The following is a 12,664-nucleotide window of genomic DNA, read 5'->3' on the forward strand; positions in this document are numbered from 1 at the left end:
GGGGGCGCAATGGGCGATCTGACACAGAAAATCATTGGCTTTGATCTATGGCACCTTGAATTGCCCGTAACGTCCCGCCGTGATCATGGCATCGGGTCTGTTGAAGGATCGTGCGAAGTGGTTGTCCTGCGGCTGCGCTCCGAGGACGGCAGTGAAGGATTTGGCGAAGCCTCTCCCTGGTCTGTTTTCACAGGCACGCCCGAGGCCACTTTTGCTGCCCTTGACCGCTATTTGCGGCCTCTCGTTGTTGGCGCCAGGGTGGGCGATCGTTCAGCGATCATGGCGCAGGCCGCTTATGCCGTGGCTCATTGCACCGAGGCGAAGGCCGCATTGGAGACCGCTCTGCTGGATCTTGCAGGCAGGATCAGTGGGGTTCCGGTTTGGTCTCTTCTCGGTGGCAAGTGTCGGGATACCATTCCTCTCAGCTGCTCGATTGCGAACCCTGATTTTACTCAGGACATTGATTTGCTGGCGCGCTTGCAGGTGGATGGCGTGCGGCTCGTAAAGCTGAAGACCGGGTTCAAGGATCACGACTTCGACATCAAGCGTTTGGAATATCTTGCCCAGAACCATCCGGAAATGTCAGTCCGCGTAGACTACAATCAGGGCCTCAGCATCGAGGACGCTCCGGCGCAGGTGCGCGATGTCGCGCAATTCGCTCCGGATTTCATCGAACAACCCGTCCGCGCCCATCATTTCGGCATGATGGGCAAGTTGCGACAAATGATCGACGTGCCGCTTCTAGCTGATGAAAGTGTCTTTGGCCCGGAAGACATGGAGCGGGCCGCGCGTGAGGGTATCTGTGACGGGGTATCTGTAAAAATAATGAAATCGGGGGGGCTAACGCGCGGACAAACCGTTGCCCGCATTGCCGCAGCGCATGGTCTGACGGCCTATGGCGGCGATATGTTTGAAGCCGGATTGGCGCATCTGGCAGGTACGCATATGATCGCTGCGACCCCTGAGATCACGCTGGGCTGTGAGTTCTATCAGGCGTCTTATTTCCTGAAAGAAGATATTTTGGAACCCCCGTTCCAGGTCAGTGACGGTCAGGTTGTCGTCCCTGACGGGCCCGGGTTAGGCAACAGGCCCGAAATAGCCAAGCTGAACCATTATGCAGCGGCCAAGGCGGTGGCGGCGTGAGCGAGCAGAAGACTATAGCAATCATCGGCGCCGGAATCGTCGGTGTTTCAACGGCAATCTGGCTGCAGCGGGACGGTCACAAAGTCATTCTGATCGACAAGGCGGGACCGGGAGAGGGCACCTCGCACGGCAATGGAGGTGTTCTGGCATCTTGCTCGATCGTTCCGGTGACTGTTCCGGGGCTGCTCAGGAAAGCGCCAAAAATGCTGCTCAGCCCGTCTCAGCCGTTGTTTTTGAAATGGGGGTATCTTCCAAAGCTGGTCCCATGGATGACCCGCTATCTGAGTCACGCAAATGCCTCAGATGTGGAACGCATCGCGTCGGCCCTGACACCTATTGTTGGCGACAGCCTGAATGACCACAAAGCACTGGCCGAGGGTACAGGCGCTGAAAAGTGGATCGTGCCATCTGACTACCTGTTCCTCTACAAAGACCGCGCGCACTTCGAAGACGATGCTTTTGGTTGGGATATTCGGCGCAGGAACGGCTTTACTTGGGACGAATTGGAAGGTTCGAGCTTTCACGCCTATGACCCGGTCTATAGCGAAGATATCGGTTTTGCAGCGAAGCTTTCGGATCACGGCCATATCACCGACCCGGGCTGTTATGTCAAAGATCTGGCGGCCCATGTTGAGGCTCACGGGGGCACAATCCTGCGCGTGGCGGTCGATGATGTGGTTCAGGAAAACGGTCGCGTTACCGGTATACGGGCTGCTGGCGAAACCATCACATGTGATACGGCAATTGTAACCGCGGGCGTGTGGTCTGGGCCTTTGGCCAAGCGTTTGGGCATTACTGTTCCCCTTGAAACCGAACGCGGCTATCATCTTGAATTGGTGGAGCCTTCTGCCATGCCGCGCAGTCCGGTCATGGTGGTCTCGGGCAAGTTTGTCGCCACGCCGATGGATGGCCGCATCCGTCTGGCGGGTATCGTGGAATTTGGCGGGCTTGACGCGCCGCCGTCGCGCGCGCCGTTCGAATTGATGCGCAAGAACGCCCGGATGGCTTTCCCGGGTTTGACATGGAAGGAGGAAGTGGAATGGATGGGGCACCGCCCTGCACCAACAGACTCGATCCCGATCATTGGTGAAGCCCCAGGGATAAGTGGTGCGTATATGGGATTTGGGCACCATCATATTGGTCTGACAGGCGGGCCAAAAACGGGGCGACTTTTGGCCCAGATGATTGCCGGCAGAACCCCGAACACAGACATGAGCGTCTACGCACCCTCGCGTTTCGCAACATAGAAATGACTGGCGGAAAACGCCGGCGTCTCAACATCATAGGGAGAAACATGATGAAAAAATTGACAAGCCTTCTGACAGCAACCGCTCTGACCGCAGCCGCAGCAGCGCCAGTAATGGCGGAGAAATGGGATATGCCGATGGCCTATTCGGCATCGAATTTCCATTCGGCCACTGGCGCGGAGTTTGCCAAATGTGTCACCACAGGAACCGGTGGTGAGATTGAGATCGTCACGCATCCATCGGGTTCGCTGTTCAAAGGCGCCGACATCAAGCGCGCGATTCAGACCGGACAAGCCCCAATTGGTGAGCGTCTGCTGTCTGGTCACCAGAACGAAAACGCACTGTTCGGGTTTGACTCGATCCCGTTCCTGGCCACGTCATTTGATGACAGTGCTAAGCTTTGGGACGCCGCCAAACCTTCGATTGAAAAGCTGTTGGCTGAACAGAACCTGACCCTGCTTTATGCCGTGCCGTGGCCTCCGCAAGGGCTTTATTTCAAGAACGAAGTGAACTCGGTTGCGGATATGGAAGGGATCAAGTTCCGGTCCTACAACAATGCCACCTCACGCCTGGCCGAACTGACTGGGATGCTGCCCGTCACCATCGAGGCGGCTGAGATCAGTCAGGCCTTTGCCACCGGGGTGGCGGATTCCATGGTGTCGTCTGGGTCGACCGGCTATGACCGGAAGGTCTGGGAAAGCCTGAACTACTTCTATGAAGTGGATGCCTGGTTGCCGCGCAACTACGTGATGGTGAACTCGGATGTCTGGGCCGGTGTTTCGGACGCCAATAAGAATGTCATCAAAGGTTGTGCGGAACTGGCCGAGTATGCCGGTAACTGGCGCGCCAAGGAATATACCGGCTTTACGCTTCAGGGTCTGCGCGATGGCGGTATGACCGTTGGTCCCGCGTCCGAGCAGATGACGAATGAGCTGAAAGAGATCGGCGTCACCATGACCAACGAATGGCTTGAGGCCGCTGGTGACGAAGGCAAAGCCATCGTCGACGCGTTCAACTCTCAGTAACCATTCCAATGCGGGCGGCGGTCTAACCTGCCGCCCGCTTCCAATCTACAAAACACAGCGGGGACAGCATGGCGGCAATGCGAGGGCTCAGGTCCGTACTGGATTTCATCTATCTGGCAGCAGGGGTTCTGGCGGCGCTCAGCCTGATTGCCATTCTGGTGCTCATTGTGGTCCAAATGCTGGCCCGTTGGACCGGCGAAGTTTTTCCCGGCGCGCCGGATTATGCAGGATACGCGATGGCTGCTGCGTCGTTTCTGGCCTTCGCCAACGCCCTAAACCGGGGCAGCCATATTCGGGTTTCCATCCTTTTGAACGCGGTTCCCGATGGCTTTCGCCGAATTCTCGAAATCTGGTGCTTTGCCATCGGTTCTGCCGTCATGTGGTATTTCTGCTGGTACGCCTATCGATTTGTGTTCTGGAGTTGGAAGTTCAACGACATAAGCCAGGGGCAGGACAAAACCGCCCTTTGGATACCTCAATCAACCATGCTGATCGGAGCCGTCATTCTGGCCATCGCGCTGACCGATCACCTGTTCCACGTCCTGTTCAAGGGTGATCACCGCATCACCCGTGATCTGGCCGATCAGAGCCACGGAGAGTAAGAGCATGGAAAATATATCCGTCATTATCCTCTTTCTCTTTGTCCTCTTCACACTGCTAGGCACCGGGGTCTGGGTCGGGCTGGCCCTGATGGGCGTTGCCTGGGTCGGGATGGAGCTGTTTACAACGCGCCCTGTGGGCGATGTGATGATCACGACCATCTGGTCGGCGTCGTCATCCTGGACGTTGACCGCCTTGCCGATGTTCATCTGGATGGGCGAAATCCTCTACCGCACGCGATTATCCGAGGACATGTTCAAAGGCCTGTCCCCATGGATGGCGCCTTTACCCGGAGGTTTGGTACACACGAATATTGTCGGGTGTACGGTCTTCGCTGCGGTTTCTGGCTCATCGGCGGCCACTTTGACGACCGTTGGTAAGATGTCGATCCCGGAACTGCGCAAACGCAACTACCCTGAGCGAATGATCATCGGTACGTTGACGGGTGCGGCCACGCTGGGTCTAATGATCCCACCCTCGCTGACATTGATCGTCTATGGGGTGACGATCAATGAATCGATTACCAAGCTGTTCTTTGCAGGCATACTGCCCGGTCTCGTACTGGCAGCGATGTTCATGGGGTATGTCGCGATCTATTCCAAGATCGGTAAAGACTGGAACCCAAATGATGAGGGCAAACTGACCTTCTCCGAGAAGATCAAAAACTCTCGTTTTCTCTTGCCCGTTATCCTGCTGATCGTGGTTGTGATCGGGTCCATGTATCTGGGCTATGCCACGGCGACCGAGGCGGCGGCTTTCGGTGTGATTGGCGGGCTGCTGCTGGCGGCAGGGCAGGGATCTCTGAACTGGAAGACGTTCACTGAAAGCCTGATGGGTGCGACCCGCACGAGCGCCATGATCGCGCTGATCCTTGCAGGTGCTGCGTTCCTGTCGCTTTCGATGGGTTTCACCGGCCTGCCGCGTGGACTTGCGGATTTGATCGCCGGGTGGGAACTGACACGGTTCGAACTGCTGATGGTTCTGCTTGTTTTCTATGTCATTCTGGGTTGCTTCCTTGATGGGATTTCCTCGGTCGTGCTGACCATGGCCGTTGTTGAGCCAATGATCCGTGACGCCGGAATTGATCTGATCTGGTTTGGAATATTCATCGTGGTCGTCGTCGAGATGGCGCAGATTACGCCGCCCATCGGATTCAACCTGTTCGTGATGCAGGGCATGACCAATCATGAGATGAGCTATATCGCGCGCGCTGCGATACCGATGTTCCTGATTATGGTGCTAATGGTGTTTGTTCTGATCTGGTTCCCCGAACTGGCGACATGGCTGCCTGAAAACCTGCGTCAGGGCCCGGGTGGGTAGAGCGCTTTGAACCCACTCCGCCTCGCGGCACGTCACGGCCCCTATGTATTGGTGACGGGATTGGTCGCGGGGTTATTGCTGCCGGGGTTGGCCAAGCCGATGCGGCCATTCCTACCGCCCTTAGTCATGATCTTGTTGTTTCTGACGCTGCTTCGCATGAAGCCTGGTGCCATTGTAGGATCGTTCGCTGATCTTCGACAGGTTGGTGGAACGATTGTTGTTCTTCAACTCATCATGCCCTTGTTGATCGCATCGGTTGCTTTTGCGGGCGGGTGGACCGGCGTCCCGGTTATTCTATCGTTGCTGATTATGACCGCGGCCCCGTCGATTTCCGGTAGCCCCAACATGTGCCTGATGATGGGGTATCCGGCCGAACACGCAATGCGTCTGGTTGTGGTTGGAACCGCTGCTTTACCCGTTACCGCCTTGCCAATCTTTTGGATGATACCTGAACTGGGCGATATGCAGGCCGTCCTGATGACCACCCTGCGTTTGTTTCTTACAATTGTGGTTGCAATTCTAGCCGCAGTGGCATTGCGTAGGACGGTTCTTCGCGCACCGTCAGACGCCACTTTACAGAACCTTGAAGGCGCGGCGACTATCACGCTCGCGGTGTTTGTGGTCGGTTTGATGCCATCACTGAGTGCGACAGCGCTGGTTCATCCCAGAGTGGCGCTGTTCTGGATCGTATTCGCATGTGTGATCAATTTCGGTGCCCAGTTTGTCTCGTTCCGATTGACGCGAAAAAGGCTGGCCCCGGCAAAGGCGACAGCGGTTTCTTTGATCGCCGGAAACCGCAACATCGCAATCTTCTTCGTCGCACTACCGCCCGAAGTGACTGCGCCCATTATGGTATTCATTGGTGCCTATCAAATCCCGATGTATCTTACGCCTTTGATCATGCGCCGACTGTATCGACAGATAGCTTTTACAAATTCGAACTGACATTCCAAGCTGTCGAACCACTAAGCAATTTTATCAGATCATTCATTCAACAATCAGAGATTAAGTGTTCTTTCGCAAAATACTCCAAAGGCAGTTTAGGTAGAGCAGGAGAACCGATTAAGTTCCAACCCCAGCGGCTGTGTTCTGTGATGAGTGCGGGAGTATGAATGACATCCGCGATGGCTCGGACGGAGGCAAATTCTGTTTTTCGTTTTTTTGGCCACAAGTGTTTAAATTCTCGCGTTCCTTTCAAGTTCGTATTCGACATCGCGTGATTAGCCCCGCTTGGGAGGTTCAATTTGTTGGCGCAAAGCCTTTCTGGCTTTCGCTTGTCTCTGATCCGGGCGTCATGCGACTATTGGTAAGCGTTCGCTGCGTCGATCAGTGCCGTTTCAAGGCACGGCGCGCTGGGCGTTCTCGAGACCTGCAGTTTGTGGTGCAAATGGTTGTACAATGAAATCATTTGGAGATCTATTCGTGCAGTCATCCTGCGAAGCAAAGCTAGAACTCGCGCTCGCTGAAGAAAGCGCTTCTGCCGAAAACACTGAAAATTTTTCAGCCACCTGAGCTTTCGCCATGTGCCGGCGATCGCTACTCTGGCAGAGACTGCAATAACAGGTTGTTGCGATGGGTGTTTCCGAGCTTTCTCTGCTTCACGAAACCGAGCGGCTCCGCGCTCAGATCCGGGCTGGTCAGATCACGGGTCCGACTGCTGGGTTGGCCGCCGGTCGGATGCAAGCAAATCTGGTTGTGCTTCCACTAGAATATGCCGGTGCTTTCCGCAATTTCTGCCTTTCCAATCCGCAGCCATGCCCTCTGTTGGCGGTTACAGAACCGGGGCAATTCTCAGTGCCCACCCTTGGCGCAACAATTGATCTGCGCTCGGACCTGCCAGGATATAGGGTTTGGCAGGAAGGTGCGATTGTCGATACACCAACCGATGTAACTACGATATGGCGAGAAGATCTCGTTGCATTTGTGCTGGGATGCTCATTTGGCTTTGAAACCGCCGTGATGGAGGCGGGGATCGAACTGCACCATGTGACTGCCTCCAGAAACGTGCCGATGTATGACTCGAATATTCCGCTGCGTCCGGCCGGTCTGTTTGGAGGCTCCATGGTCGTATCCATGCGCCTCATTCCTGCTGATCGGGTCGAAGACGTTATCAGGATTTCCGGGCGGTTTCCGCAGTGCCATGGCCAACCGGTTCATGTGGGCGAGCCTTCGGAGATCGGAATTGTATCGATTAAGCATCCTGATTATGGCGATCCGCCGGTTGGTGACGGAGTGCCGATGTTCTGGGCGTGTGGAGTGACGCCGCAAGCAGCGCTTCGCCGGGCAAAACCGCCATTTGCCATTACTCACGATCCCGGAAAGATGTTGATCTGCGATGTTCCGGCGACTTGGGACCAAGTGTTGAATCCGGCGACATGAAACGGATCACGCTGGAAACTTTCATCGCGCTGGCGCATCTGCGCCATTTCGGCAAGGTGGCCCGGCAGTTGAACACCACGCAATCCACCGTTTCTGCGCGGATTGCATCGCTGGAGCAAGAACTGGGCGCCTCGTTGTTCACGCGCGCACCGCATTCGGTTTCCTTGACACCCAAAGGTCGCACGCTGCTTGAACACGCCGTGGAAATTGTGGCCAGTATGGACCGAATGTCGATGGCAGTCGGTAAGGACCCAAAGCGTGAAGGTACCCTTCGGTTAGGTGTTTCGGAAACGCTGGTTTCAACGATTGTGCCGTCGTTCTTTGCGTCGTTTTCCAGGAAATACTCGGCCTCCAGTTTAGAGATAATTGTAAACAACACGACATACCAAAGGGATCAGTTGATCGACCGTGGGCTGGATTTGGCGCTGCTGATGGGGCCGGTTTCGAATGCACGGGTCGCAAATATTCCGCTGATCGACTTTCCGATGATCTGGGTGGCGGCTGCGGATCATCCTTTGGCAACTGCGTCAGAGATTACTTTAGACGACCTGACTGAGAACCCTATTCTGAGCTATGCCACCAATTCACGACCTTATATCGAATTAACTGACGCGTTGCGAAAAGCAGACGTCCACGCGCCCCGGCTGTTTTCATCAAACGCCATGGGCGCCAGCGTTGAAATAACCCGCAAAGGGCTTGCGATCTGCACTGTGCCGGGCGTTTATGCCGAACCGTTCATTGCAGACGGATCTCTGGTCGAGCTGGCAATTCCCATTCAGCTGAACCCTATCTCTTTCACAGCCTCTTATCGCACGGAACCCGGGAACGAACTGGCCCGTGAAGCTGCGCAAATGGCAGCAGATACCGCCCGGCAGTGGGAGAGGGATAATCGAAAAAATCGATAGATATTAATATAAAACGACAATTGGTTGCGATTGCGCGCTTGTAGTAGTCTCAAATTGGATGTCGAAAGGGGAGAGACTCTGATGAAGTTGCCAATTCTGTCCACCTGTGCACTGGCCATTGCCGTATTGCCCGCAATTGCAGAAGACCTGCAGGAAACCAAGCTGAATGTCGTGGGGTCATGGGGCATGGTGTCGATGTACACTGATTTTACCCAGCCATTTTTCACTTCCACCCTGCCAGAAGTGTCCGGCGGTGCAATCACTGCTGAAATTCGCCCGTTCAACGAATTGGGTATGGACGGGTCTGAGATCATCCGATTGGTTGAGCAAGGGACCCTGCAATTTGCCGAAACCCCCATGGGCTATCTGATCGGCGACAATGCCCTGAATGGCGGCAACGATCTACCGGGACTTGCGCCTGATATCGAAACGGCGCGCGCCATCTCCGATGCATGGCAACCGGTCATGGCCAAGGAATACCGCGATAGGTACAATGTAGAGCTGTTGGGTGTGTATCCCTACTCCGCTCAGGTCGTCTATTGCCGCGATGAGATGAGCGGGCTTTCGGACCTGACCGATCGCAAGATCCGCGCATCCGGATCGGCCATCGGCGACTTTGTCGAAGCGCTTGGTGCGACTCCGGTTTCGATGAGTTTTGGTGAAGTTGTTCAGGGGCTGCAGACCGGTGTAATCGACTGTGCGATCACCGGCTCAATGTCGGGCTTCAATGCGCGCTGGAACGAAGTGGCCACGCATATCTACGAGCTACCGATAGCATGGTCACCGGTGGTGCTGGTTGCCAATGGCGAGGTTTGGGATGGTCTGGACGGCAAGGTCCGCGATTTCCTGTCCGATCAATTCGCGACCTTCCAGGACTCGGTTTGGGAAGGCGCCGGTTTGGAAACAGCTGAAGGTTTTGCCTGTAACGCCGGCGAGGCTGCATGTACGCGAGAAAACCCAGGCTCAATGACACGCGTCCCGGTTTCAGAAGACGATATCGCCCTGCGTGACAAGATCCTGCGTGAGGTGGTTCTGGCCAATTGGGGTGAACAATGCGGTGAGGACTGCGTCAAAACGTGGAATGATACGGTCGGTTCTGCAACCGGTGTGGCCATTGAATAACCTTAAGGCACGGAAAGCAGGTTGCACGAACAATTTGCTTTCCGATCCTCACAGGATGCATGAATTCTAAGATGTACGCATTTGTCGAACGACTAGCCACCTGGATGGCGCGGGCCTGCGGTTTTGCACTTTTGATGTCGGTCTTGATGATCTCGACCGAGGTCCTCAGTCGCCGTCTGCTGGGCGTCAGCCTCGTTGGCGCAGATGAGCTTGCCGGTTACGTTCTTGCCATCACCGTGACCTGGGGCTGTTCGCTGGCCATTATTCGCCGCGCGCACGTGAGGATCGATATCCTGCATGCACAGTTGCCTCGGGCGGGTCAGGCTGCATTGGATCTTCTGGCGCTGCTGGCGATGGCAGCATTCGCCTTCTTTCTGGCTTGGTTTGCGACTGGCCTTTTTGAAAACTCGTGGCGCACCGGTGCGGTATCCAACAGTCAGATGCAAATCCCGCGCTGGGTTCCGCACGGTCTGTGGGCCGCCGGATTCTGGGTTTTCGGGGCAGTGACCGTTGTCCTGATCCTCGAATATCTCAGGGCGTTACGCAATCGAGACTGGGACCGAGCAAAACTGGTCGCCGGTGTACGGGGGGCCGAGGAAGAAGCGCGGACTGAAACCCGCGACGCAAAGGAAAGACTATAGATTGCTTCTGACAGCTTTGATCCTGCTAGTTGTTCTGATTGCCCTGAGCCTTCCCATCGCGGCTGCTTTGGGTGTGATGGGCGTTATTCTCGACCGGACTTTTGGTTTTCTGCCCCTCTATAAAGCGTCCGGAGAAGTTGCCTGGACAGCCTCGTCCGGATTTCTGCTGATGGCCATCCCGCTTTTCGTGTTGTTGGGAGAGATCATGCTGCGGTCAGGCGTGGCTGATGCCATGTATGATGCTCTGGCCAAATGGCTGGGTTGGTTGCCCGGCGGTGTGATGCACGCCAATGTCGGTGCATGCGCCTTGTTCTCGGCAACCTCAGGATCGTCTGTTGCGACCGCCGCAACAATTGGTACGGTCGCCGTACCCCAGATCGACAGGCACGGATATGGCCCCCGGCTTTTTCTGGGCACGCTTGCAGCGGGCGGCACATTGGGAATTCTGATCCCGCCTTCCGTTAACCTGATCATCTACGGCATCCTGACCAATACTTCGGTGCCTCAATTGTATCTGGCCGGGATTGTACCAGGTCTGATCCTTGCGGCCTTGTTCATGTTCGTGATCATCTTAATCACAGTTCTGCGCCCAGACACAGCAGGTCATCGTGTAGAATATAGTCTGGCGGAACGGTTTCGCGGGACCCTGGGTGTTGTTCCCCCAATATTAGTATTCATCGTCGTCATCGGATCGATCTACGCGGGCTTTGCGACCCCGACCGAAGCTGCGGCATTGGGCGTTGTCGCAGCGCTGATCATTGCAGCAGGTCGGCGTAGGCTGAATTGGAAGATGCTGAACGAAGCGCTGGAGGGAACAGTTGTCACCACTTCGATGATCGTACTTATCATCATTGCGGCGTATATTTTGAACATGATCCTGTCGGGCATCGGGTTAACAGCACGGTTGAACGAATATGTCGCCAGCCTCGGTCTGACGCCGATGCAGATGTTGCTGGTTGTGGTGGTTTTCTATCTGATCCTGGGGTGTTTCATGGAAACGCTTTCGATGATGATCACCACAATCCCGATAATCGCGCCATTAATGTTCAGCCTGGGTTTTGATCCGGTCTGGTACGGCATCGTGATGATGATCCTGATCGAATCGGCTCTGATCACACCTCCGATCGGGCTGAACCTTTACGTAGTTCAGGGTGTCCGTGGGCGCGGCCCGATGACCGATGTCATGATTGGTGCTCTGCCCTTTGTAGGCGCAATGGCTGCAATGGTCGCGCTTTTGGCCGCCGCGCCAGGGTTGGCGACCTGGCTGCCGACAGTTCTGATGCGATAAAGAGAGGACGATGAGACAATGACCGAAATCGCCTTTATCGGACTTGGCACAATGGGTCGACCAATGGCCGAGACATTGCGCCGCGCCGGGTATCACGTTGTCGGAATGGATGTCGACGCCAAAATAAGACAGGAATTTGAGGGCGCGCTTGTACCGTCACCGGACGCGTTGTCTGAGGCTGAAGTCATCGTGACAATGCTACCGGAAGGGCAGCATGTAGCCGACGTACATGAGGCTCTCATCCGACCTGGTGCTGCACCGGGTAGTCTGGTGATAGATTGCTCGACCATCGACGTCGATACCACGCGCGCTCTCGCCGAACAGGCGGAACGGCAGGGGTTGGCAATGTTGGACGCTCCGGTCTCAGGTGGGCCAGCAGGGGCTGAGGAAGGAAGCCTTAGCTTCATGGTCGGAGGTTCAGAATCTGCCCTTGATCGGGCGCAACCAATACTAGAAGCGATGGGGTCCAAGATTATGCATTTTGGCGCGGTCAGTTCAGGCCAGGCTGCCAAGGCGTCGCACAATATGATCTGCGGCATCACCGCGATGGGAGTCATGGAGGGCTTTGCCCTAGCCGACGCGCTCGGGTTGGACCTTAAAAAGTTCTATGCTTTGTGTGCCGGCGCTGCTGCGCAAAGCTGGGCGTTGGAAAATCGCTGCCCAATCCCCGGTATTGTCCCCCACGCGCCATCCTCGAATGATTTTGCACCCGGTTTTGCCGCAGGTCTTATGGCCAAGGATTTGCACCTTGCCCAATCTGCCGCTGCCGCTTGCGGTCAACGCACTCCGTTTGGTGCCGAGGCGGCCCGCGCCTTTTCCAAATTCTGTGAAACATCTGGCGAACGCGATTTTTCGGCATTTTATACAGAACTTCGCAAGTTACCTGAATAGTGGTTTGCTGCGATTCTGTCGCAAATTTCTCTGAGATTTTTCTAGACGAAACTGGAGAGGCGATCGTCCCGCAAGCTGGGTAATCCGCTCTTACATTCCAATG

12 protein-coding genes are annotated in these 12,664 nt (G+C 55.6%); all 12 read left to right on the forward strand.

The genetic code is table 11. From position 1 onward, the window contains the following. The first annotated feature begins 9 nt into the window (after positions 1-9). Entirely contained in the window at positions 10-1,143 is a 1,134-nt protein-coding gene (locus ACR0B3_RS19995; protein ID WP_480810570.1) for an enolase C-terminal domain-like protein, read from the forward strand. Continuing rightward, positions 1,140-2,390, forward strand: coding sequence for an NAD(P)/FAD-dependent oxidoreductase (locus ACR0B3_RS20000; protein ID WP_480810571.1), 1,251 nt, complete (start codon positions 1,140-1,142; stop codon positions 2,388-2,390). Before ACR0B3_RS19995 ends, ACR0B3_RS20000 begins: the two co-directional genes overlap by 4 nt. 50 nt (positions 2,391-2,440) lie before the next feature. Next, a complete protein-coding gene (locus ACR0B3_RS20005) occupies positions 2,441-3,415 on the forward strand; it encodes a TRAP transporter substrate-binding protein (protein ID WP_480810572.1) in 975 nt (324 codons plus the stop codon). A gap of 68 nt (positions 3,416-3,483) precedes the next feature. Further along, the gene (locus ACR0B3_RS20010; protein ID WP_480810573.1) at positions 3,484-4,017 is read left to right on the forward strand and encodes a TRAP transporter small permease; all 534 of its coding nucleotides are present in this window, start codon (positions 3,484-3,486) and stop codon (positions 4,015-4,017) included. A 4-nt stretch (positions 4,018-4,021) separates the two neighbouring features. Then, entirely contained in the window at positions 4,022-5,335 is a 1,314-nt protein-coding gene (locus ACR0B3_RS20015; protein ID WP_480810574.1) for a TRAP transporter large permease, read from the forward strand. A 6-nt stretch (positions 5,336-5,341) separates the two neighbouring features. Then, a complete protein-coding gene (locus ACR0B3_RS20020; RefSeq protein WP_480810575.1) occupies positions 5,342-6,280 on the forward strand; it encodes a hypothetical protein in 939 nt (312 codons plus the stop codon). A gap of 627 nt (positions 6,281-6,907) precedes the next feature. Further along, entirely contained in the window at positions 6,908-7,714 is an 807-nt protein-coding gene (locus ACR0B3_RS20025) for a putative hydro-lyase (protein ID WP_480810576.1), read from the forward strand. Further along, a complete protein-coding gene (locus tag ACR0B3_RS20030) occupies positions 7,711-8,619 on the forward strand; it encodes a LysR family transcriptional regulator (protein WP_480810577.1) in 909 nt (302 codons plus the stop codon). The genes ACR0B3_RS20025 and ACR0B3_RS20030 overlap by 4 nt, the downstream gene beginning before the upstream one ends. A gap of 81 nt (positions 8,620-8,700) precedes the next feature. Then, complete coding sequence (locus ACR0B3_RS20035; RefSeq protein ID WP_480810578.1) at positions 8,701-9,741, forward strand: TRAP transporter substrate-binding protein; 1,041 nt, start codon at positions 8,701-8,703, stop codon at positions 9,739-9,741. A 71-nt stretch (positions 9,742-9,812) separates the two neighbouring features. Further along, positions 9,813-10,382 carry a TRAP transporter small permease subunit gene (locus ACR0B3_RS20040; protein WP_480810579.1) on the forward strand — a complete coding sequence of 190 codons (570 nt, stop codon included), beginning with the start codon at positions 9,813-9,815 and terminating at the stop codon, positions 10,380-10,382. Position 10,383: 1 nt separating this feature from the next. Continuing rightward, positions 10,384-11,670, forward strand: coding sequence for a TRAP transporter large permease (locus tag ACR0B3_RS20045; RefSeq protein ID WP_480810580.1), 1,287 nt, complete (start codon positions 10,384-10,386; stop codon positions 11,668-11,670). Positions 11,671-11,688: 18 nt separating this feature from the next. Continuing rightward, on the forward strand, positions 11,689-12,561 hold the full coding sequence (locus ACR0B3_RS20050; protein WP_480810581.1) for an NAD(P)-dependent oxidoreductase: 873 nt from the start codon (positions 11,689-11,691) through the stop codon (positions 12,559-12,561). Positions 12,562-12,664 lie beyond the last annotated feature (103 nt).

The sequence above is a fragment of the Ruegeria sp. CE9 genome (assembly GCF_056537425.1).

Bases quoted from the DNA above. Each gene is read 5' to 3' on its own strand.
- ACR0B3_RS20040 (WP_480810579.1), top strand. From the start codon at position 9,813: ATGTACGCATTTGTCGAACGACTAGCCACCTGGATGGCGCGGGCCTGC.
- ACR0B3_RS20050 (WP_480810581.1), top strand. From the start codon at position 11,689: ATGACCGAAATCGCCTTTATCGGACTTGGCACAATGGGTCGACCAATG.
- ACR0B3_RS20030 (WP_480810577.1), top strand. From the start codon at position 7,711: ATGAAACGGATCACGCTGGAAACTTTCATCGCGCTGGCGCATCTGCGC.
- ACR0B3_RS20005 (WP_480810572.1), top strand. From the start codon at position 2,441: ATGAAAAAATTGACAAGCCTTCTGACAGCAACCGCTCTGACCGCAGCC.
- ACR0B3_RS19995 (WP_480810570.1), top strand. From the start codon at position 10: ATGGGCGATCTGACACAGAAAATCATTGGCTTTGATCTATGGCACCTT.
- ACR0B3_RS20010 (WP_480810573.1), top strand. From the start codon at position 3,484: ATGGCGGCAATGCGAGGGCTCAGGTCCGTACTGGATTTCATCTATCTG.
- ACR0B3_RS20025 (WP_480810576.1), top strand. From the start codon at position 6,908: ATGGGTGTTTCCGAGCTTTCTCTGCTTCACGAAACCGAGCGGCTCCGC.
- ACR0B3_RS20015 (WP_480810574.1), top strand. From the start codon at position 4,022: ATGGAAAATATATCCGTCATTATCCTCTTTCTCTTTGTCCTCTTCACA.
- ACR0B3_RS20035 (WP_480810578.1), top strand. From the start codon at position 8,701: ATGAAGTTGCCAATTCTGTCCACCTGTGCACTGGCCATTGCCGTATTG.